Source organism: Spirosoma sp. KNUC1025 (assembly GCF_045160025.1).
GTDB lineage: Bacteria > Bacteroidota > Bacteroidia > Cytophagales > Spirosomataceae > Spirosoma.
Map to the genome: position 1 here is coordinate 4339509 of NZ_CP087139.1, position 22604 is coordinate 4362112.

Consider the following 22604-nt stretch of genomic DNA (forward strand, 5'->3'; position numbering starts at 1 on the left):
GCCGCTTTTTTTATTGAATGTTGACGATTATTTACTAATGAAAATATCCTGAAGCACAACCGTAGGTCAAAGCGGAAATAGCATCCGTGTTTATATAGCGTAGGGTGATCATAAAATTAATATGCCAGTAGGGTGCCGCTTCAAATAAACAATGACAAAAAGAAATATACGCTACTTATTTATTTGTATACGCTTGACCACGAACAAATTAAGCTTTGTTAATTAACTTTCCGTTTTTTATTCTTTCCTGCTTCCGCCTTTTTTCTGTACCTTTACATCCCGTAACGACCAAAACAGGTTTCACACATGGCGGCTACGGGACCCAAATCCGCGAAATATATTTTTGTTACTGGCGGAGTAACTTCATCACTTGGCAAAGGCATCATTGCCTCTTCACTGGCCAAACTTCTTCAATCGCGGGGATTGTCGGTAACGATTCAAAAATTCGATCCGTACATCAATATTGACCCCGGAACGCTTAATCCATATGAACATGGCGAATGCTACGTAACGGACGACGGAGCAGAAACGGACCTTGATCTGGGTCACTACGAACGTTTCCTGAACCGACCGACATCGCAGGCAAATAACATTACCACAGGACGTATTTACAACAACGTCATCACGCGCGAACGGCGGGGGGATTTTCTTGGAAAAACCGTTCAGGTCGTTCCCCATATCACCGACGAAATCAAGCGGAACATCCGACTTCTGGGGGATACCGGTGAGTATGATATTGTCATTACGGAAATTGGCGGTTGCGTGGGCGATATTGAATCGCTCCCGTTCGTTGAGGCTGTTCGTCAGCTGAAATTCGAACTGGGCGAGCACGACACGCTGGTTATTCATCTTACGCTGGTGCCGTACCTCCAATCGGCGGGTGAGTTGAAGACCAAGCCAACGCAGCATTCTGTTCGGATGCTGCTCGAAAACGGTGTTCAGCCCGACATCATAGTTTGCCGGACAGAACACCCGCTACCGCAGGAAATCCGCCGGAAAATAGCCTTGTTCTGTAATGTGCAGGTTAGCTCGGTCATCGAAGCCATTGATGCCGAAACGATCTACGACGTGCCTTTACTGATGCAGAAAGAGCGACTCGACCAGCGTGCCTTGTACATGATGGACCTGTACAACGATAAGGATGCAGACCTGGATGTTTGGAAAGCCTTTCTGGGCCGACTCAAAAACCCGGGAGATTCCGTTCGCATTGGACTGGTCGGCAAATACGTCGAACTGCATGACGCTTACAAGTCAATTGCTGAGTCGTTTATTCATGCCGGAGCTACCAATGAATGCAAAGTACAGTTGGAATGGATTCAATCGGAGACATTGGTCGATGAACATCATTGCGCGGAGGTGTTGAGCCAACTGGATGCCGTTCTGGTGGCGCCCGGTTTTGGTGAACGGGGCATCGAAGGCAAGATCAATGCTGTTCGCTACGTTCGGGAGCACAATATTCCTTTCCTGGGTATTTGCCTGGGTATGCAGATGGCCGTAATCGAATACGCCCGGCACGTCATGGGGATTGAAGATGCACACTCAACGGAGATGGAACCCCATACGCCAAACCCGGTCATTAGCATGATGGAGGAGCAGAAAAATATCACCGACAAAGGGGGGACAATGCGACTAGGCGCTTATAGCTGCAAACTCAAACGTGATTCGCTGGCTCATAAAATCTACGGAAAAACGCAGATCAGTGAACGGCATCGCCATCGGTACGAATTCAACAACGATTATCTGGATGCATTTGAGAAAGCCGGGCTTCGACCAACGGGTATTAATCCTGATACAGGACTGGTTGAGATTGTTGAGTTAACCAGCCATCCCTGGTTTGTGGGCGTGCAGTTTCACCCGGAGCTGAAAAGCACGGTTATGAATCCGCACCCACTCTTTGTTCAGTTTGTGCGGGCGGCCCTTACGTACAGTCAACAAAAGAGAGCTGAGCCAGCAACTCCATCCGAAATTTCAACCGCCCGTGTAGAAACCGCCGATGTGGTTGATTAACCCACCGGATTGCCGTATTTTTGCAAAAAAAAGTCGTCAGTTAATCATCATTCCGTTTTAGGGCTGGTTTTCGCCACTAACAACCGATACCGATTGACTGACGACTACAAACTAAATGGATCGTAAACAACTAATTGGCATTGTCCTGATTATGGCGATGCTGGTCGGCTATCAGCTTTTGGTGCCAAAACCCGCGCCTGAAAAAGAACTGGCCCAAAAAACACAAACAACAAAACCAACGACAGCCACTGGTGCTGCGGCCCCGGCTGAACAGGCAGGCCAAGTCAATCCAACGTTGGATTCGGCAGCTGTTAAAGCAAAGTTTGGCGAATTTGCCACCGTGGCTACCGGCGAATCCCGCGATATCGTTGTTGAGAATAAAGACCTCAAAGTAACCTTCACAACACAGGGTGGACGTGTTAAAGAAGTAGTCCTGAAAAACTACAAAACGTATACACAAAAGCCGCTGGTTTTAATTGATTCAAAAAGCAGCCAGACTGTTCTGGAACTGCCAACCAATCAGGGAAAAGTTGATCTGCATAAACTTTACTATCAGACAAGCGCTCAGAATGCCACTGTGAGTGGTCAACCGCAACAGATTGTCTTTCGGGCCAAGATTGCACCCGGCGAATCGGTTGAACAAGTCTATACTATTCCAGCAGAAGGATACGTACTGAATTACGACCTGAAACTCAATGGGCTGACCAGTACAGTAGGCGCCGGCGACATCCGGTTCCTATGGGAGGATAAGATGCAGCAGTATGAAAACGACCTGACGAACAACCGCCGTTCTGCTACGATCAACTACCTGACTGCCGATGAGAGTTTTGAAAACCTGACAGAAGGAGAGAGCAGCCAGGAAGCTACGGTCGACGAGCCGGTTCAGTGGTTTACCATCAAGCACAAATATTTCCTGTCGGGCTTTATTGCTAAAAATGCTCCACTGACGAAAGCCAGTTTCAGAGCATCGGTTAATCCAGCGGATAGCAGCGTCGTCAAGACCGCCATTGCGGATGTTACGTTGCCGATGGCTGATGTGAAAGCCGGGAAAGGGCAGTACAAGTTCTATTATGGCCCGAACGAATTTCAGTTACTGGGCGACGTAGCACCGGAATTTGATCGGAACGTGTACTTAGGCTATTCGATCCTGAAGCCCATCAACAAGTATTTCTTTGTGCCAGTATTCAATTTTCTTGGGAAATTTATTTCCAATTACGGGCTGCTGATTGTTGTGCTGGTCGTGTTCGTTAAACTCCTGCTAACGCCATTGACATATAAGTCGTACGTCAGTATGGCCAAAATGCGAGTCTTGGGGCCGGAGATCAATGAAATAAAAGAACGGGTTGGTGATGATATGGCGAAGCAACAGGCGGAGCAGATGAAGCTGTATCAGGAAGTTGGCGTGAGTCCACTAAGTGGATGCGTCCCTGTGCTGGCGACCATGCCCATTCTGTTTGCCTTGTTCATGCTGTTCCCGAACCTGATTGAATTGCGCCAGAAGTCCTTTTTGTGGGCAAACGATTTATCGACCTATGATGCCTTCATTCAGTTCCCGACAATTCCGTTCATTGGAAGCCACTTGAGTCTGTTCACCGTACTGATGACGGCTTCGTCCATTGCGTACGCCTATTATAACAACCAGACAACTCCAGCACAACCGGGGCCGGTAAACATGAAAGCGCTGAGCTATGTTTTTCCGCTCATGTTTATGTTTGTGCTTAATTCCTATCCGGCCGGGTTGACGTTTTATTATTTTGTGTCGAACGTAGTGACGATAACCCAGCAGCAGCTCATCCGACGGTTTGTGGATGAAGATAAAATTAAAGCGGTTCTAGACGAGAACCGCCGGAAGAATGCATCCGGACAGGGTAAGAAACCCGGTGGTTTTCAGGCTTTACTGCAACGGCAACTGGCCGCAGCTGAAGATGCTCGTAAGCAGGCGGATGAAGCGCAACGGCGGGCTAAACAAAAAAACAAGGGCAATACGTAGTGAAGTGTGTAACGATAAGGACAGACAAACGTCACAATTATCAGCTTGATATTCATTGAACTCTAACACAAAAGCAACGCCATTCGCGTTGCTTTTGTGTAGTAACCCTGATAAACATGAACGGTAGGTTTTATTGGTTCACCCTGATCATTATCTGTATACTCTGGCTTCTGTGTCCTCCGGTAGCAACGGCACAGGTAGCCGCTGACGTACAGAAACAGTATAGCGCAGCTGTAACGTTGGTGCAGACCGGGGATTACGAACGGGCTAAATCAAACCTGAATGCCATTATTCAGCAGCGTGGCCCTTTGGCTCCCTACGCAAACTACTATTATGCCTTAGCGGCTTTCCGTCAGAAGAACTTTACCCAGGCCCGACAGAGCGTAAGGCAACTGATGGAAGGGTTTCCAAATTGGCGCAAGATGGACGAGGCCACGTATCTGCTGGCTGCTATCAGTATGGAAACGGGGCAGTATGAAGAAGCCTTCAGTCAACTCCAGAAAATTGGCGATACCGCACTACGTTCGGACGTAACGAAACTTGAACAGAATTTTCTGCCGCGGATAACCGACCTGAATCGTCTGAAACAATTAAATAAGGCGTTTCCCAATGACCGCAACATCGGTTTGGCCCTCATCGATTTGATTCAACGTTCGGCCAGTGACAAAGACGATCTGGAGCTATCGGATCGGCTGACGAATCGGTTTGGTGTACCGGGTACCGCTACTGCTCAATCTACCACAGTCATCTCGGGCAAGTCTTCAGCGGATCGCCCGAACCAAACCATGCCGACGTCCAATCGGAATACCCGGCCGAAAGGGTATTATAACGTCGCCGTTATGTTTCCGTTCCGACTGGACGAATTTGATGGCGAGAAGCGTGCCCGGTCGAATCAGTACGTGTATGATCTGTATGACGGCATGAAAATGGCGAAGGCCCGATTGCAGGACGAAGGAATAACGGTCAATCTGTTCGCGTACGACGTTGATAACGATGCCAATAAAACCCTTGAGCTACTGAATAATCCGGCGTTTTCCCAAACCGATCTGATCATTGGGCCACTCTATGTGGAGCCGAACCGGATTGCCTCTGCCTATGCCAGCCAGAACAATATTCTGCTGCTGAATCCCATCGCAACCAGTAGCGAATTGGTAACAAATCAACCCTTGTCATTTTTAGCGCAACCTTCTGTTAATCAGCAGGCTAAAAAAGTGGCTGAACTAGCTCGAGGTTTGAACGCAGGTCGTAAAGCCGCTATCTATTTTGGAACGTCCCGTAAGGATTCTCTGTTGGCCGCAGCTTACCTGAATGAACTGAAGCGACAAAATTACCAGGTTGTTGATTTCCGAAAGGTGAGTGGCAATGCGCAGGCAATGGCTAATGCCATGCAGTTTACGGGTATTGGAACCACGCCGGTTCGTTCACAAACGGCAGTTTCGTCAACTACACCGATGGCGTTAAGCCACGTTTTTTTTGCCAGTAGCAACGATGAGGATGGTTCCCGAATGCTTGATGCGCTTGGTCGACGGCGGGTAAGCGGTTCTGTAATTGCTACGGCTTCCGCGTTCAACTTTTACCGCAATTCGCAGTCAACATTTACCCGGCGGGATCTGTATCTGTTATACCCGGATTTTATTGATACTTCGCGGGAACCGGTCATTGAATTTGAAGAGCAATACGTCACCAAACGAAATACCATTCCATCGGTTTTTGCGAGTGAAGGATATGATATGATGCTCTTTTTTGGTCGGCAACTGGCTAAGAATGGGATGCAGTTACGTAACCGAGATAGCTTTCGATCTGACACGGATGATTACATTCTTTCGGGATTTGACTACACACAAACCAATGAAAACCAGATCGTTCCAATCGTAAAATACGAAGATGGGCGATTTGTGAAAATTAATTAGCGAACGAGCAAACGAGCAAATGAGCGAATAAAAGCCTAACCAGTATTCACTCATTTACTCATTCGCTCATTCGCTCTTTCAACAATGAACACGAGCGAGCAATTATTTGAGAAAGCAAAAACGCTGATACCAGGTGGCGTTAATTCGCCTGTACGCGCGTTTCGGGCGGTGGGAGGTACCCCACTGTTTATCAAATCAGCCAAAGGACCGTACATCTACGACGAGGATGGGCGCCAGTATATCGAGCTTATCAACTCGTGGGGGCCAATGATTCTAGGGCACGCTTTCGAACCGGTCGAAAAAGCTGTTCGGGATGCCATTCAGAATTCATTTTCGTTTGGCGCGCCAACCCGTAAAGAGGTTGAAATGGCTGAATTAATTACGACTATGGTGCCATCCTTTGAGAAAGTCCGGATGGTAAATTCGGGCACGGAAGCTACTATGGCCGCTATTCGGGTAGCCCAAGGTTTTACTGGTCGCGACAAGATTATTAAGTTTGAAGGCTGTTACCACGGGCATGGAGACTCCTTCCTGATTGCTGCCGGGAGTGGTGCCATGACAATGGGCATTCCCGATAGTCCGGGTGTGACGCGGGCGACGGCCGCCGATACGTTGACTGCTCCCTACAATGATCTTGCCGCCGTTGAGGAATTGTTTGAAAATAATCAGAATCAGATAGCTGCCCTAATTCTGGAGCCTGTTGTCGGGAATATGGGATGCGTACTGCCCGAACCCGGCTTTCTGGAAGGGGTACGAACTTTATGTGATACGTATGGCGCCCTGTTGATTTTCGATGAAGTGATGACAGGCTTTCGTCTGGCAAAAGGGGGCGCTCAGGAACGATTCGGCATTACCCCTGACCTAACAACCCTGGGCAAGATTATTGGGGGCGGTATGCCGGTGGGTGCTTATGGGGGCCGGGCTGATATCATGAACGTAGTATCACCCGTTGGGCCAGTGTATCAGGCCGGTACTCTTTCAGGAAACCCGATTGCCATGTCAGCCGGTTTAGCCATGCTTCAGCACTTGCACGAACATCCAGACGTTTACACACGTTTGGAGTCAATTGGCGACAAATTGACGAGTGGTTTTCGGGCCACGCTTGTGAAAAACGGGTTGAATTTCACCATCAACCACATTGGCTCGATGTTTACCATGTTCATGACCGACCGGTCCGTAACGAATTTTTCGGAGGCCAAATCCTGTGATTTGCCCTTATTCGGGCGTTATTTTCATGCTATGCTCAACCGTGGCGTATATCTGGCTCCCTCTCAGTTTGAGAGCCTGTTTTTGTCAACAGCCCTGACTGATGAGCTGGTAGATCAGATTATTCAGGCAAACGAAGAGAGCCTACTGGAAGCAGTTTCAAATGGATAATATATAGTGAATAATGAGTAGTGTATTATGTACAGTGAACTACGAATTGTGCATTGTACACTACTTATTATTCACTATTCATTAATGAATATTCGTATGCGCTTTTCGGTAATCATTCCGGTTTTCAATCGTCCCGACGAGCTTCGTGAACTGCTGGATAGTCTGACAAAGCAGACGTATCGGAATTTTGACGTACTGGTGATTGAAGACGGCTCAACCAACACAGCTGACCGAGTTGTATCCGCCTTTGCTAACCAACTCGATGTTTACTATTACAGTAAAGAAAATTCCGGGCAGGGTTTTACACGTAATTATGGGTTTGAACGGGCGCAGGGGGATTACTTTGTTATTTTTGATTCCGATGCGTTGATACCCCCTCATTATTTCCAGGCTGTCAACGATCATTTATCCAAGCAGTGGCTCGATGCGTATGGCGGCCCCGATAAAGCCCATCCGAATTTTACGTCTGTTCAAAAGGCGATCAGTTATTCAATGACGTCTCCATTCACAACGGGCGGGATTCGGGGTAGCAAGAGTAACCTGGGAGGAACGTATCATCCGCGTAGTTTTAATATGGGCCTTTCGCGAAATGTGTGGAAAACGATTGGCGGGTATAAATTAAGCCGTATGGGTGAGGATATAGAGTTCGCCATTCGAATTATCGAAAATGGTTTTCAGACGGGACTCATACCCGAGGCATTTATCTACCATAAACGACGTACGAATTTTGGGCAGTTTTTCCGGCAGTTACGTTTTTTTGGGCGTGCCCGCATCAACATATCCCGGTATTACCCAGGTGAGTTAAAACTCGTTCATACGTTTCCGGCCTTATTTACTCTTTTTATATTCGCTATTCCGATCTGGGCGTTTGTCAGCCCGCTTTTAGCAACACTTTCCCTGGGCGCTCTGGGGTTACTGGCAATACTCATCCTGATAGATGCGACCCGGAAAGAAAAAAGCCTGCAGGTTGGTGTCCTTAGTGTCGGAGCTGCGTTCGTCCAACTGATCGGCTATGGTATTGGCTTTCTTAGCGAAGGCTGGAAACGATTTGGCGAACCAAAACATTACCGGGAAACAGGAGCCACCATCGAATACCCATCCTAACAATCGTATAAATTACAGGCGCAGTTTTTCGGGCATACTCCCGTAAATTAATAAATTAGGAAGGACTTTCGTTAGTAACGTAAAAGATAGCTCCATATACCGTACGCACAATGGCAAAGCTGGCAAAACCTCCGGGGCAACGATTGGTCAAGCGAATGAGTACCCGCACAAAAGGGCTAATTATAGCCCCACTGGGCCTTTTACTGATCAGCGCTGGTTTGTGGGTGTTAAATGAAGCTGTTTATATACGCCATACCGGTGTTCCATTTCGCCAGTGGTTTCTGTGGGCCATTTATAGCCTTATACTGTTGAACGGCGGTCTGTTGTTATTTGGGCAGGCAGTACGTTATCGGGCTCAGCTGGATTACCGCCGGTTTGTTCGTCGTGAGCTCAAAAAGATGGACCGGGAATGGACACGGCTACTCCAAAAACGAAAAGCCTCGCCGGGTAAGAGCGAGGCTAAATGAACCCTGTTTGGGATTGACTAAAGCTTACTTCGTTGCTTTTTTATCAGCGAATGAGGCTTTAATTGCTTCAACATCAACATTCTTGATCGTCGGCTTCCGAAGCAGTTGCTTGATCGCATTCGTTTTGTTATTTGCGATAGCCCGATTCCGACGAGCTTTCCGTTTTAATTCTGTTACTGCCATGATTGTATTTTTTGCTATATCGGTTCAAAATTGGAGCGCCAAAGCGATCAGACCGCAAAAGTAGTGTTTTTTGACAACAAAGTAAACGGAATCGCCGACTTTTCGCCCAGGTTCGTAATTTTGTACCATGCAAAAACCGACTTTACCGAAAGGAACTCGTGATTTTGGGCCGGAGCAAATGCGGAAACGGCTCTTTATTTTGATACAATCCGTCAAACCTTCCAACGATTTGCTTTTCAGCCGCTGGAAACCCCCTCAATGGAAAACCTGTCCACTCTGACGGGCAAATATGGGGAGGAAGGCGACCAACTCCTGTTTAAAATTCTTAATTCCGGCGATTTTGCCGCCGATCTGACAGAACTGGATGTAGCATTAGGTTCAAAGAAATTAACGCCTAAAATTGCCGAAAAAGGATTACGCTATGATCTGACGGTTCCATTTGCCCGTTACGTCGTTATGAATCGTAATTCGCTGACTATGCCATTCAAACGCTACCAAATGCAACCGGTCTGGCGCGCGGATCGGCCTCAAAAAGGGCGCTACCGGGAATTCTATCAGTGCGACGCGGACGTAGTGGGAACGGATTCTCTGCTTTGTGAGGCCGAAATTATTCTCATGGTGCATGAAGTGTTCCATAATTTAGGTATTCAGGATTTTACGTTGAAAATAAATAACCGTAAAATCCTGGCAGGTATTGCCGAAGTAATTGGCGCGCCCGGTCAGGAAGGAACGCTATCTGTAGCTATTGACAAACTAGATAAAATAGGTCAGGAGAAAGTGCTGGACGAACTGCGCGAGCGCGGTTTCTCAGCGAATGCCATTGCTCAACTTGAACCTTTGTTTACCTTTAAAAATCTGGATACACAAAAGGTGCTTACACAGCTCCAATCCTGGCTTAGTACCTCAGAAATGGCACAACAAGGCATTCTAGAACTTAAAGAAACACTTCAGTTAGTTGATAGTTATCGCCTAAAAGACAGCAGAGTAGACATTGATCCGACACTAGCAAGAGGCTTGTCCTATTATACAGGGGCAATTTTTGAAGTAAAAGCTAACAGTGTTAGTATTGGCAGTATCAGTGGGGGAGGGCGCTACGATAATCTGACTGGCGCTTTCGGAATGCCCGGCTTGTCAGGGGTTGGTATCTCGTTTGGCGTTGATCGCATATACGATGTTATGGACGAACTAGCACTATTTCCGACTGCTGCCGGACAGGGTACACAGGTCCTACTTGTGCCGTTCGATGCAGAAGCCCGTGGGGTAGCCCTCCCTTTATTGAGTGATCTTCGGGCAACAAACATAACCGCTGAGGTGTATCCTGATTTGGTAAAGGTGAAGAAGATGCTGGATTATGCCAATGCGAAAGCAATTCCTTATGTGGTGCTGATTGGCTCAGAAGAAGTGCAAACGGGTTTGTTTACTCTTAAAAACATGGTATCGGGCGAACAAATCAAGGCGACCCAACCTGAACTAATGCACGTCGTTCGTTCATAAAATATTCATCGGGTAGTTATGAGCCAATGAATAAGCCCGTAGCTACTCGATGAACTTTGCTTTTATTGACGTAACGAAGTTGCAGCGTGTAAAGCCTGGAAATCTGTTTGGGCAAGAACTGCTACCTCGCCAATCACAATAATGGCTGGATTCCCGACACCGGCTTCTGTGACTTTTTCGCGGATGGTACTGACGTTTCCAATGACCATTTTTTCGTCGGACAACGTACCATTTTGAATAATAGCGACAGGCGTTTCTTGTTTGCCAACGCTTTCAAACAACGACACGATTGCGTCAAGTTTGTGCATACCCATTAGAATGACTATCGTTGCTGAAGATTGAGCTGCCAGTTGCAGGTCAGCCGATAATTGTCCCTCTTTTGTAGTACCCGTAACGACCCAGAAGCTTTCAGAAATACCACGGGTCGTCAGTGGAATGCCAGCGGATGCAGGTACGGCATAACTGCTCGATAAGCCAGGAATAACGGCTGTTTCTATACCATGCTGACGGGCAAATTCGACTTCTTCATACCCTCTACCGAATACAAACGAGTCGCCCCCTTTCAACCGCACCACATGCCCATACTGGCGGGCGTAGTGCACAATCAGTGGATTGATATCTTCCTGTACGCAGGAATAAGCTCCTCGACGCTTACCAACATAAACTTTCAGGGCATCTGCCCGGCAATGCTCAAGCAAATCAGGATGGACGAGTGCATCATACATGACCACATCGGCCTGTTGCAACGCCTTGATCCCTTTTACTGTAATTAAATCCGGATCGCCCGGACCGGCTCCTACAAGAGTAAGTTTCATTATTTAACGAGAAAATGAGGAATTGAACACATGGGTTGATTGTCCGTTTGGATTTATCAGGTTTGCGTTCACTCCTCATTGAAAATTAACTATCCTGAGCTTGCGTCAATTCCTGCAGTTCAGGAAGACCTTCGACCTCAATCTGTGTTTCCCGATATGTTTGAACGGCTTGAAGGAAGGCTTCTGCCCGCGCAAGGAACCGTTGTGCGAAAGATTCCGACGGTTCTTCTTTATTAATGCTAAAGACCAGCGCCTTGAATTCGCCCTCGGTTTGATGGAAGTCAGGCTCACCAACAAATGTCTTGTCGAAATCGCTTACAATGCCGTGTTGGGTATTGGTTGGTACGTCCCGACTCATCAGCGCAGCCCGGGCACCTGTAATAAACACATTGTAAGCATGATAAAGCGCATCGGCCCAGCGACCTTCCGAATAAGCTTCTCTGGCCCAGCCAAGCTTTTCGCTGGCTTCGGTCAGTGTAGTTGCCACCAGATCGATCAAAACGCTGGCGCATTCTCCTATCCCTACCTCCGTTACGTATTGATCAGTATGGTCCCAGTCAATATAATCACTATCGACGAGTGTCTTGAGATCCGCCAACGGTTTCAGCAACTGGTAAAAATAATTTTTCCCCTGCCGGGCGTAATAATCGCTATAATATTCACCATCGAAGGCATTGTTCTCGAAATCACGTAGTAAAAAACGCAGCGACTCTGGTCCACGTTTAGCCGGTATTTTTATGACCTTATCCGCAATCAATCCTTCGCCTTTGCCGTTAAAGCCACCTCCCAGCAAAACCTGTAAGGCTGGTAATACGTAGGCACCGTTCTTGAGCGACGAACCGTGGTAGCCAATATTCGCCACCGAATGCTGACCGCAGCCATTCATACAACCCGATATCTTTATTTTTATGTCGTCGTTGAAAACCAGATCGGGAAACTCCTCCTGCATCATTCGCTCAAGGGCCCTTGTAATCCCATAGCTGCTGGAAATGGCCAGATTGCAGGTATCCGTTCCCGGGCAGGTTGTAATGTCGGCCGTGGTGTCGAAACCAGGTTCAGCCAAGCCAAGTGCATCCAGAGCTTCGAAAACAGCCGGTAAGTCCTGTGGCTTGACAAATCGTAGTAAATACCCTTGATTGACCGTAACCCGAATATCGTCGGCAGCATATTGCTTCACAATCTGTGCCAGCGCACGGGCCGTGTCTGAGTGCATATCACCCAGCAGGACGCGCAGTTGAACAGCGTACCAACCCGCCTGTTTCTGCTCGAAAACGTTGGTTTTATACCAAGTTTGAAATTTAGAATTTTGTGTGTTACGTAGCAACGATTCGGTGCCCTCTGCGAATGGTTCAGGCTCCGGGTATGCTCCGGCAGACTGAGCCTCAAACGACGAAAACGTTTTGTTCTTCAAAGCAGGGGTTTCTTCCTCAATACGCCGTAATAATTCCTCCAGCCCAATGTCATTGAGTAAATATTTCATACGGGCTTTGTGCCGTTTCTGGCGTTCGCCGTACCGGTCGAATACCCGAATGACCCCCTCGATAAAGGGAATGACACGGTCTTCTTCGAGAAATTCAAAGGCTGTTTGTGCCGAAAAAGGCTGAGCCCCAAGGCCACCGCCGAGCATGACCTTGAATCCACGCTGCCCGTTCTGAAGCCGGGCTACCAGACCTACGTCATGCATATAACCGTAGGCGGAGTCTTTCTCGCTCGACGACAGGGAAATCTTGAATTTCCGACCCATATCCTGGCAGATCGGATTCCGCAGGAAGTAATCGAAAATAGCATGGGCATACGGAGTAATATCAAACGGTTCTTCCGGATCGACCCCGGCTCTGGCCGAACCTGTTACGTTACGAACCGTGTTGCCACAAGCCTCTTTGAGCGTAATACCCGCATCTTCGAGATCAGCCCAGAGTTGCGGTGAATCAGCCAGCTTAACAAAATGCAGCTGAATATCCTGCCGGGTCGTGGCATGAAGGTTACCCGTCGCATATTTATCCGACAGATCGGCGATGCGCGTTAGCTGGTCGGATGTAATGCGCCCGTGTGGGAGCTTGATCCGAATCATCTGCACACCGGCTTGCCGCTGGCCATACACGCCCCGGGTCAGTCGGAATTTCCGAAAGGCTTCGTCGGCTATGTCGCCCTGCCGGAAGGAATTAATTTTCTGCTCAAGGTCAAGAATATCACGACGAGCGGCCTGGCTTACATTATCGGTCAGCTGGATAGACATAAGGTATATTGTCTATAGGATTAATCAACTATTATAATAAAACGAAACGCTGGTTGTTCCAGCGTGAAATTTCAGTACCAATATTAACTAATTAATGACCCTGTTGGGTTCAGCTAATGCCCAACTAATGGTTATGGACTATAATAAATGGTTATATTGGCAGCAGTTTTGAGCGTCTCATTGGAGGAATCCACTCAATCATTAGAAACAATACGTTAGCTGAAACGTTTAGTAAAAACGCACTGGAGGGCGTATAGGCATTACAATATTTATTGTAGGTTTGTTTTCATAATCTTAGCGATCGGATTCACAGGGGCGCATGAAATGAGGAACTTTGCCGTATATTGACGCGATTTTCAGATGTTCTGTCAAACCACCCGTTGCATTCAAATCTTTGTATCCAATTTAATTCTAACTGATAAAACTATGAAAGTACGTTTTTCGCATCTTGTTCATACCGGTAGTGGGCTGTTTGCCTTATTGCTCATGCTGGTCATTTCCTGCAAAGGACCAGAAGGCCCACAAGGACCTGCCGGGCCGACAGGTGCAACTGGGGCTACGGGTGCTACAGGTGCTACTGGACCAGCGGGCGCTAGTGGTGTAGCCGGGGCTACCGGACCAATGGGCAATGCCAATGTCGTATATACGGATTGGAAGCCAATTGATGTTAGCGGTAACTTTTTCGTTAACCCCATTACCAAAGAAGTTTCGTTGTCCCCACAAACGACAGCGAATGCGCTGTTGACTAAGGATGCCATTGATAAAGGACTGATTTATATCTATTACAAATTTGGTCAGCTTGATTTCAACTCAACAACCCAGTCGTATACCTTAACGGAGCGCATTACTCAAAACAATGTAACGCAGGGGTACGTTCAAATTCCGGCACGTACAACCACTCAGTTACGGGATTTTGCAACGTATCAGGTTACAACCGATTACCTGGGTGAAAATTACTTCGCGCCTAAAATTATCTTACCAACGGCTACGTATAATAGCAGTAGCGACTCCTATGTAGGCATTACGGATCTAGTCAACCTGCCAATCCAGACGTACCGGACCATGTTTGCAACCTTACCGCAATATCGGATTGTGGTGGTGGCGGGTAGCGTGAAGAGTGGCCGCTTGGCGGCTGTCGATTATGCCAATTATGCTGCTGTAAAACAGGCATTTAATTTGCCCAACTAAGCAGATATTTTTGATTATATGCTCTGCGGTCACTGGAGATGGAGAATATCCTATTCCGGTGACCGTTTCTTATGCCGGAGAAACCAGATTCTGTCAGAATTCTCCATGGCGTTCTCCTGCTTCCTGCCAGTCGGCATGCATCTCCTGAAAACGCTGGGCTACACGATTTAGAAAAACACCATCCATCATGAGTGGGAGAGCATCCGGACTACTAAGGTCCAGTTCGCTAATCTTATAGGTCTGCTCATACGCACCCGCTTCGATTTTGACGATATATTTGCTGTTCCAGGCGTAAAGACTAATACGAAACTGGGGGTGGGGGATCTCCTGAACGAAACGCATTGTTTGATGACGAGTGAAAATTGGCGATTAAATACTGGGGTGGGGGTGAATCCAGTCACAAAGGTATACTGCGTATTCCGTCAAATGATCTTTTCCTACTGCTTCCTGCTCGTTTGCGCGGGAATGCTAGTGAGTTGCACCAATGAAACCGATGAAGCAGCGCAGTTTTTTCTAAAGGGAAACGTGCAACTGCAAAAGCGGGAATACAGAGAAGCCATTCGGTACTACTCGGAAGCCATTGCCAAAAAGTCTGATTTTGCGGATGCGTACAATAACCGGGGGCTGGCAAAATTTCGTAACGACGATCGGGAAGGGGCTTTAGCCGATTATACCCGCGCACTCGATATTGATCCTGACTTTAGCACCGCCTATTTCAATCGGGCCGAGGTTCGACTGGAAACGGGGGATGCAGCGGGCAGCGTGGCCGATCTGCAACATATCGAAAAAACGTATCGGGATTCTACCTTTTATCAAGTTCGGATGGGCGATGCATATGTTCGGCTCAACAAACCCGCCGAAGCGCAGGTAGCGTATGACCGGGCGCTTCAGCTTAAAGCCGATAATGTGGAAGCGCTCACGAATCGGGGTGCTTTATTCTTTAGTCAGAAAGCCTATGTACCAGCCGAGCAGGATATTCGGAAAGCCCTGCAATTAAATCCGAAACAGGATGCAGCCCTCAATAACCAAAGCTTACTGCTGGCTCGTCAGGGAAAATACGCGGAAGCACTCATCTATGTGAATCAGGCACTGGCCAGTCAGCCACGCCAGCCTTATTACCTGAACAACAAAGCGTTTCTGCTCCTTAAACTTAAACGCCCGGCAGAGGCTTTGACGCTGGTAGAAGAATCCCTGCAACGGGACAATCAAAATGCATGGGCGCATCAAACGCTGGGTTTATACTGGCTGGAGCAGCAGAAGGCGGATAAAGCCCTAACCGAATTTCGACTGGCCGAGAAGCTGGATGCCTCCGTTGACCAGCTCTATTATTATATAGGTACGGCTGAATTGACGAGAGGGAATAAAACCGGGGCCTGTGAGGCCTGGCAGCGGGGGGAATTGGCGGGTGATGACCTGGCCCGCCAGGAACGCGCGTTACGTTGTCGACGGTGATTCACAGGCAAACCATAAGTTACGCTACGTTTATAATTTGCTTTCGGGATAGATTTTCATATGCTGGGCAGCCAGTATGGCGTACTGCTCGGGCGTCAGAATGGTTTTGTAGGCATGAGCTTTCTCCGTTTCTACAGCGATGGCCAGGGTGCGTAGCTTTGTCTGGTTCATCCCCGATGACTTCAGCTTTTTAACCCCATCATTGTATTTTACCGTAGCGTCCGTAATAATCTGGCGAGCCTTGGGCTGCTGTTGCTCGGTCAGTTTAAGCCGCTTTGTATCGGCTTTAAGTACCGATTTCACAATCATACCGATGGTGACACCATTATTTAAAAACACAAACTTTTCGTTGTCTACGGATTTGTTCTGGGCAAATGTTAATCTGCTTATCCCCAAGAGTAGAAGGGTTAACAGACATAGTGATATTCGCTGTCTGAGCATCGTTACCTGAAATTCGTTTGAATCGTTCCTGCAAAAAATAAAAACGGATTAGGAAGCGTATTCTACCCATCGAGCTGGCGAATCGACAATCGCTGAAACCGGTTGGGCGTAACGATTTCTACTAATTTGAACCGCATCAGATTGTCCGTCAGTGAACATCACATGTCCGTAACCGGACAGCCAAAAACGAAAATATACGCTTTACTGATCGGAAACGGCCATTTCTAAAATTGGCTGCCTATTTGCTATACAAACGAGTAGGATATAAATCAGCGCGCTATGAAGGGTTCTCAACTAGGGGAATTTGAAGAAATCGTGCTTTTGACCATCGCACTACTTTACGATGACGCGTACAGTGTTGCCGTTGTGGAAGAACTCAGTCAGCGGTTAGAACGGCCTATGAGTTTAGGTGCTGTTCATCGAACGATGCAACGGCTCGAAGAGAAAGGACTGGTGCATTCCCGGTTTGGTGAGTCTACCGCCGAACGGGGAGGGCGACGTAAGCGATTGTTCACTGTAACGGCGGCTGGAGAGACGATCTTGCAGGATGCCCGACGGATACGTAACGACCTGTGGTCTGATATCCCAAAAGCTGCATTTGGAGGAAGTATAGCATGAACCGCAAATCGATACCATCCCAACCTGGCAACAGAAAACCACCCCGTTGGGCTCAGCGGCTACTGGCCAGAATCACCGCCCCGCACCAGCGGGAAGAAATTCAGGGCGATATGGAGGAATTGTTCCATAAACGAGGCCAACGGAGTGGGTACACCAAAGCCCAACTGCAATACGTAGTGGAGCTGATTCTGTTACTGCATCCACGACTCTGGCGAGGTGAACCTGGTTCTGGTATTAAACGCCGATATTCTACATATAGTGACGATTCGACAAACTTTTTCCTGCATCCTGTTATGATTCGCTCGTATCTAACCATCGCTTTTCGAAATCTGCTCAAAAACAAATCGTATTCAGCCATCAATATTGGCGGATTAGCCGTGGGCATGGCGGTGGCTATGCTGATTGGGCTCTGGATAAAAGATGAACTATCGGCTAACAAGCACCACAAAAATTACGAAACGCTCTATGAGGTAAAATTAAACCAAACCTTCGATGGGAAGCGGGGAACGCAGGATGCCATCCCCTTTCCACTGGGCGAGGAGCTAAAGACCAACTACCCGGACTTTAAGGGTGTAGCAATGTATGAGCGATCAGAGGGTAACCGTTCGCTGGTCGTAGGGAATCAGAAATTCATTAAACACGGAATGTATATTGGCGACGAAGCTATTGATATGTTTTCGCTGAACATCCTGAATGGACCTAAAAACCCGCTCAAGGAACCCTATTCGATAGTACTTACGGATGAAACAGCCCTGGCTCTTTTTGGGAATCAGGACCCTATCGGCAAGATTGTTCGATTAGATAATGCGGTCGATTTAAAGGTAACAGCCGTACTTGCCAAACAACCACATAATGCTACGCTTCAGTTCGACTATCTGCTCCCCTGGCATTTGCAGGAGGCCCGCTATGACTGGGTACGAAATTACGCCAAAACGGATTGGCGAAATAATGACTGGGGTGTTTTTGCACAGCTCAAAGACGGCATTGATCCAGCACAAACCAATGCGAAAATAAAAAATGTGATCCTGACCCATTTGTCACCAAGTGACCCTACGTCAAGAAACCAGGTCAAGCCTGAAATTTTCCTGCATCCTATGGCTAAATGGCGACTTTATTCGGAGTTTACCGACGGGAAAAATACGGGTGGCTTTATCCAATATGTGCGGGTGTTCGGCATATTTGGTTTGTTTATCCTGGTTATTGCCTGTATCAACTTTATGAACCTCAGTACAGCCCGTTCCGAAAAACGGGCGAAAGAAGTGGGTGTTCGCAAAGCGGTCGGCTCAGGACGTAAACAACTCATCGGGCAGTTTTTAAGTGAATCAACCCTGATTGCGGCTCTGGCGCTGCTTCTGGCATCAGGTATTGTCCTGATCGCGCTGCCTTACTTTAATAAACTAACCGAGAAAACTATAAACGTCGAATTCGGGAATCCTATTTTCTGGGGTCTACTAGTCCTGTTTACTGTCTTTACGGGCCTACTGGCAGGCAGTTATCCAGCACTCTATTTATCATCGTTCAACCCAGTACAGATTCTCAAAGGGAGTGTTCATATCGGTAAGAACGCTTCATGGCCCCGGAAAATTTTGGTGGTTATTCAGTTCACATTTTCCATTGCACTGATGATTGGCACCATCATCATTTATCAGCAGATACAACATGGCAAAAACCGTCCGATTGGTTTCACCAGGCAAGGGCTTATATCTGTCAATTCCTCGAAAGATTTACTCAGCCATTTTGAAGCGCTAGAGGCCGAACTAATGGCTACGGGAGCCGTGGCCTCTATCTGTAAAACCAATGCGCCACCCACCCAATGGTGGAGCAGTAATAGTGGCTGGAAATGGAAAGGAGCAACTCCTGAAGATGAATCTGTTATTTTCACGACCATTGCCACCAGTTACGACTACACCAAAACAATGGGAATCAAACTCAAAGAGGGACGCGATTTTTCGAGGGATTTTACGACTGATTCAACGGGTGTCCTTTTAAATGAAGCCGCTGTCAAGCGGATGGGATTCAATCAGCGTAACGGCAGATCGCCCATCGGTGAAATGCTACGATGGGCAGGCAAAGACTGGACTGTCATCGGGGTGATTCCCGACATCGTCATTGAATGGTCAGCTTATAGAGCCGTTGCACCGATGACAATTATTTTTGATAAAAATTGGGTCAATTTTATTAATGTGCGACTTAATCCAACCGTAGCTCCTTCGGTAGCTATCCAAAAAATTGCTCCGATTTTCAATAAATACAATCCCGTTTATCCGTTCGATTACAAATTTGCCGATACAGAGTATGCCAAGAAATTTAATTATGAAGAACTTATTGGTAATCTTTCGGCCATTGTTTGCCTGCTGGCCATTTTCATTTCGTGCCTGGGCTTATTCGGGTTGGCCTCGTTCATGGCCGAGCAGCGTACCAAAGAGATTGGCATCCGCAAAGTATTGGGGGCCAGCGTAACCAATGTGTGGGGGCTGCTCTCAAAAGACTTCGTTGTGTTGGTGATTATTTCCTGTTTAGTGGCTTCGCCTATTGCCTGGTATGCTATGAATCAATGGCTGGAAGCCTACACCTATAAAATAAGTATTGAGGCTGGCGTATTTTTGATCGTGCTTCTACTTGCGTTGATCATCACATTACTCACGGTGAGTTACCAGGCCATTCATGCTGCTTTATTGAACCCGGTAAAGAGTCTGAGAAGCGAATGAGCGATAAGCCGGACCATTGCCGTTTTCGCCTGTGGTCCGGCTTATCGCTCATTCAGCATGACACCATACCGCGGGATACCAACATGGGTAGGGTAAGTTAATATACGTACCGGATCGTGCCAGCCTGCATTGTACACAGTAGGGGATTTATTACTTTGGTTTCTTCACTGGAAAGGCGTCCCTGGGAATCGTAGCTTTTCTCAACCAGCGAGATTAATTCGCTGGACGTTGGCATATACTCACTAATCTGCCGTCGATTTCCCGCAAACCGGTGCTCAAACCGACGAATTACGTTATCCGATGCACCGTACCACGTTTCCCGAACCAGCGTATTATTTTTATAATCATTCACAACCCGGTTATAGAGTTTATGCTGGGCATCGTACCATTTTTGTTCAACTTTATTCCCGTCCCGGATTACGTATTCGATTTGACCAGTCAGCACGCGCTGCTCTGGCGAATGCTGATTGAAGTAACAGCGCTCCAGCGTTAGCAGGCCGTCCGTATAAATATACTCCGATTCGTCGTAGGGTACCCATCTGGCGTCGCCCCCAAGTTTTCCATAGCGAACTTTGTTGGTCAATTGTCCAGCTGGCGAATAGGTAAACTCAGTGTAAAAACTCATTTCCAGCTTACCTGAAGCCGTTTGATTCAGCTGATCCATACGGCTCAACCGACCATCGGGACGGTACATATATATTTCCTGACTATACGGATTCTCACAATTTACGGAGTTGCAGAATAGTTTCTGAGCTGCCGGTGCCTGATCGGCGTATGCACTCAATTGCGGTTCAACACCGAAGGAAGCCGGGTCGTTTGGCTGACAAGCTGACCAGATGACAGCCATGAATAGAAAACGTAGCAGGTTTTTCATAGGAATGCGGACGTGTTTTCCCGCTAAGACCCGGATTTAATCAGAACCGTTGGTACCTGCGCTATTTTTTAGCTGATTTTTCGTTTGATATCCGTTGTAAATCAAGGTCCTGGAAATCGAAGCTGAAGTCTGTAAGCGGTGAGATGGGTTTCATTTTGATGGCAGTGGGTTTCTGGTTCTCATCCGGCAGGAACGTAACAAAGGCATCCGCGTCGAAACTGCGGTTTTTCCACTTTACAATAAACGTCGTGTTTTTGTAGAAAAACAATTCGCCCGTCAGTTTAGGGGATCGTACGGACTGAAACCACAGTTTGTCACTTTTCTCCTGAATCAACACATCGCCAAACCAATTGTCCCGGTACGTACCGGCGTAGGAACTGAGGTCAACCTTTGCTGCATTGTTTTTTTGCTCTCTGTCGATAGCTTCCCAAATACTTTTTGTGATTTTATCGGCTTCATCCTGACCTTTCTGCACCCGCTCCTTGTATACCTGTACCCAGTCAGTAGGCGGAAGCCCCAGATAAGAATCTTTAATTGTATTAGTAATGGCGCTGAATGCTGCACCCACCTGCTGGTTCGTGAAAACAATGATCCCTAGCTGAAGTTCGGGCAGCAGGGTAACCTGCGTAACCATACCCGCCAGACCTCCCGTATGCGTAACCTGCTTGTATCCTTTCACGTCGCTTAATCCCCAGCCTAATCCATAAGCTGAAAAATGGGTATTGTACGGCGGAATTGGTTGGGGGCTAACTGGAAGAATGGTTTGGGGCGACCACATCTCTGCATGGACTTTTTCGCTGAAAAGCTGTTTGCTGAGGTTATCCCCATACTTGCCCCGGTTCAGTTGAGCAATCACCCATTTACTCATATCCGCCACGCTGGAATTAATGCCACCTGCTGAATTACCAAACCGAAACATGTCCCGGTTAATAACCTGAACCGTGCCATTCACAGGAGCATGGGCATCAATGACGTTGATTTTGTCCTTAAGTCGTGTATACGTACCTGCACTACGGGTCATTTGGAGGGGTTTCATAATCCGTTCTTCGACAAATGCCTCCCAACTCTGTCTACTGACTCGTTCAATCACTTCACCGGCCACCATATACAGCAGGTTATCGTAATCGTACTTCGTTCGAAAACCCGAAACCGGTTTCAGGTAACGCAGATTATGGATAACGTCCTTGATGGTGAAATTGCTGGAATCCGGCCAGAACATCAGGTCGCCGGCTCCCAAACCCAGTCCGCTACGGTGCGTGAGCAAATCCCGAATGGTAAACTCCTCCGTTACGTTAGGATTATACATCCGGAACTCAGGAATATAGTCAATCACCTTATCGTCCCAGGTAAGTTTTCCTTCATCCATCAATATGCCCAGTGCAGCGGCTGTAAACGCTTTCGAATTGGAAGCTATACCGAAGAGGGTGTTTTCATCGACGTTCCCGGTTGATTTCAGCGAGCGTAGCCCGTAACCCTTACTATGAACAACTTTTCCATCCTTCACGACGGCAACGGCAATCCCTGGCACTTTGAAGGTTGTTAGCGTGCGCTGCACAAGGGCGTCGATCTGAGGAGGGGAGATAACCTGCGCATCCGCACTCTGGTGAAAAATGATCAGAGACAGCAGCAGGAAACTATAAAGAGGGCGTCGAATACGTAGGTTCATGGCTTATGACGAGATGATGATGAAAGTAAATAGATGTTGATAAGCTCTAAATTTCAGTGCCTGTAAACTATAAC

At 47.6% G+C, this 22604-nt stretch carries 17 protein-coding genes and 1 pseudogene; 11 read left to right on the forward strand and 7 right to left on the reverse strand.

What is annotated here, in order from left to right; genetic code table 11:
* The first annotated feature begins 306 nt into the window (after nt 1-306).
* The 6 genes from LN737_RS18885 (at nt 307) to LN737_RS18910 (ending at nt 8855) form a co-directional block, all read left to right on the forward strand.
* Nucleotides 307-2007, forward strand: coding sequence for a CTP synthase (locus tag LN737_RS18885; RefSeq protein WP_405511386.1), 1701 nt, complete (start codon nt 307-309; stop codon nt 2005-2007).
* Nucleotides 2008-2122: 115 nt separating this feature from the next.
* Nucleotides 2123-3997 (forward strand): membrane protein insertase YidC, encoded by a 1875-nt coding sequence (yidC, locus tag LN737_RS18890; RefSeq protein ID WP_405511387.1) that lies wholly within the window; start codon nt 2123-2125, stop codon nt 3995-3997.
* 116 nt (nt 3998-4113) lie between these two features.
* A complete protein-coding gene (locus tag LN737_RS18895) occupies nt 4114-5907 on the forward strand; it encodes a tetratricopeptide repeat protein (protein WP_405511388.1) in 1794 nt (597 codons plus the stop codon).
* Nucleotides 5908-5991: 84 nt separating this feature from the next.
* Nucleotides 5992-7284: a glutamate-1-semialdehyde 2,1-aminomutase gene (hemL, locus tag LN737_RS18900; protein ID WP_405511389.1), complete on the forward strand. Its 1293-nt coding sequence runs from the start codon at nt 5992-5994 to the stop codon at nt 7282-7284.
* Between the two features lie 96 nt (nt 7285-7380).
* Nucleotides 7381-8388: a glycosyltransferase family 2 protein gene (locus tag LN737_RS18905; protein ID WP_405520457.1), complete on the forward strand. Its 1008-nt coding sequence runs from the start codon at nt 7381-7383 to the stop codon at nt 8386-8388.
* Nucleotides 8389-8498: 110 nt separating this feature from the next.
* Entirely contained in the window at nt 8499-8855 is a 357-nt protein-coding gene (locus tag LN737_RS18910) for a hypothetical protein (RefSeq protein WP_405511390.1), read from the forward strand.
* Nucleotides 8856-8879: 24 nt separating this feature from the next.
* On the opposite strand, the gene LN737_RS18915 is transcribed toward LN737_RS18910, so the two are convergent.
* Nucleotides 8880-9038 (reverse strand): hypothetical protein, encoded by a 159-nt coding sequence (locus LN737_RS18915; protein ID WP_405511391.1) that lies wholly within the window; start codon nt 9036-9038, stop codon nt 8880-8882.
* Nucleotides 9039-9165: 127 nt separating this feature from the next.
* On the opposite strand from LN737_RS18915, the pseudogene hisS reads away from it, so the two are divergent.
* Nucleotides 9166-10532: pseudogene (gene hisS, locus LN737_RS18920) on the forward strand (histidine--tRNA ligase).
* Nucleotides 10533-10594: 62 nt separating this feature from the next.
* On the opposite strand, the gene cobA reads toward hisS, so the two are convergent.
* Together cobA and LN737_RS18930 are read right to left on the reverse strand one after the other, a co-directional pair.
* Nucleotides 10595-11347 carry a uroporphyrinogen-III C-methyltransferase gene (gene cobA / locus LN737_RS18925; RefSeq protein ID WP_405511392.1) on the reverse strand — a complete coding sequence of 251 codons (753 nt, stop codon included), beginning with the start codon at nt 11345-11347 and terminating at the stop codon, nt 10595-10597.
* 85 nt (nt 11348-11432) lie between these two features.
* Complete coding sequence (locus tag LN737_RS18930) at nt 11433-13583, reverse strand: nitrite/sulfite reductase (RefSeq protein WP_405511393.1); 2151 nt, start codon at nt 13581-13583, stop codon at nt 11433-11435.
* Between the two features lie 426 nt (nt 13584-14009).
* Between LN737_RS18930 and LN737_RS18935 the strand changes: the two genes are divergently transcribed.
* Nucleotides 14010-14771 carry a hypothetical protein gene (locus LN737_RS18935; protein WP_405511394.1) on the forward strand — a complete coding sequence of 254 codons (762 nt, stop codon included), beginning with the start codon at nt 14010-14012 and terminating at the stop codon, nt 14769-14771.
* Nucleotides 14772-14864: 93 nt separating this feature from the next.
* Here the strand turns inward: LN737_RS18935 and LN737_RS18940 are convergent, their stop codons facing one another.
* Nucleotides 14865-15113, reverse strand: coding sequence for a hypothetical protein (locus tag LN737_RS18940; protein ID WP_405511395.1), 249 nt, complete (start codon nt 15111-15113; stop codon nt 14865-14867).
* Between the two features lie 84 nt (nt 15114-15197).
* Here LN737_RS18940 and LN737_RS18945 point away from each other — a divergent pair, with 84 nt between their 5' ends.
* Nucleotides 15198-16223 carry a tetratricopeptide repeat protein gene (locus LN737_RS18945; protein ID WP_405511396.1) on the forward strand — a complete coding sequence of 342 codons (1026 nt, stop codon included), beginning with the start codon at nt 15198-15200 and terminating at the stop codon, nt 16221-16223.
* 30 nt (nt 16224-16253) lie between these two features.
* Here the strand turns inward: LN737_RS18945 and LN737_RS18950 are convergent, their stop codons facing one another.
* A complete protein-coding gene (locus tag LN737_RS18950; protein WP_405511397.1) occupies nt 16254-16562 on the reverse strand; it encodes a hypothetical protein in 309 nt (102 codons plus the stop codon).
* 381 nt (nt 16563-16943) lie between these two features.
* On the opposite strand from LN737_RS18950, the gene LN737_RS18955 reads away from it, so the two are divergent.
* Entirely contained in the window at nt 16944-17282 is a 339-nt protein-coding gene (locus LN737_RS18955) for a PadR family transcriptional regulator (RefSeq protein ID WP_405511398.1), read from the forward strand.
* Nucleotides 17279-19990, forward strand: a complete 2712-nt coding sequence (locus tag LN737_RS18960) for an ABC transporter permease (RefSeq protein ID WP_405511399.1) — start codon at nt 17279-17281, stop codon at nt 19988-19990. Before LN737_RS18955 ends, LN737_RS18960 begins: the two co-directional genes overlap by 4 nt.
* Before the next feature lie 97 nt (nt 19991-20087).
* Here LN737_RS18960 and LN737_RS18965 read toward each other — a convergent pair whose 3' ends face one another.
* Both LN737_RS18965 and LN737_RS18970 read right to left on the reverse strand, forming a co-directional pair.
* Nucleotides 20088-20864, reverse strand: coding sequence for a hypothetical protein (locus LN737_RS18965; RefSeq protein ID WP_405511400.1), 777 nt, complete (start codon nt 20862-20864; stop codon nt 20088-20090).
* 61 nt (nt 20865-20925) lie between these two features.
* Nucleotides 20926-22530, reverse strand: a complete 1605-nt coding sequence (locus LN737_RS18970; protein ID WP_405511401.1) for a serine hydrolase — start codon at nt 22528-22530, stop codon at nt 20926-20928.
* Between the last annotated feature and the right edge of the window lie 74 nt (nt 22531-22604).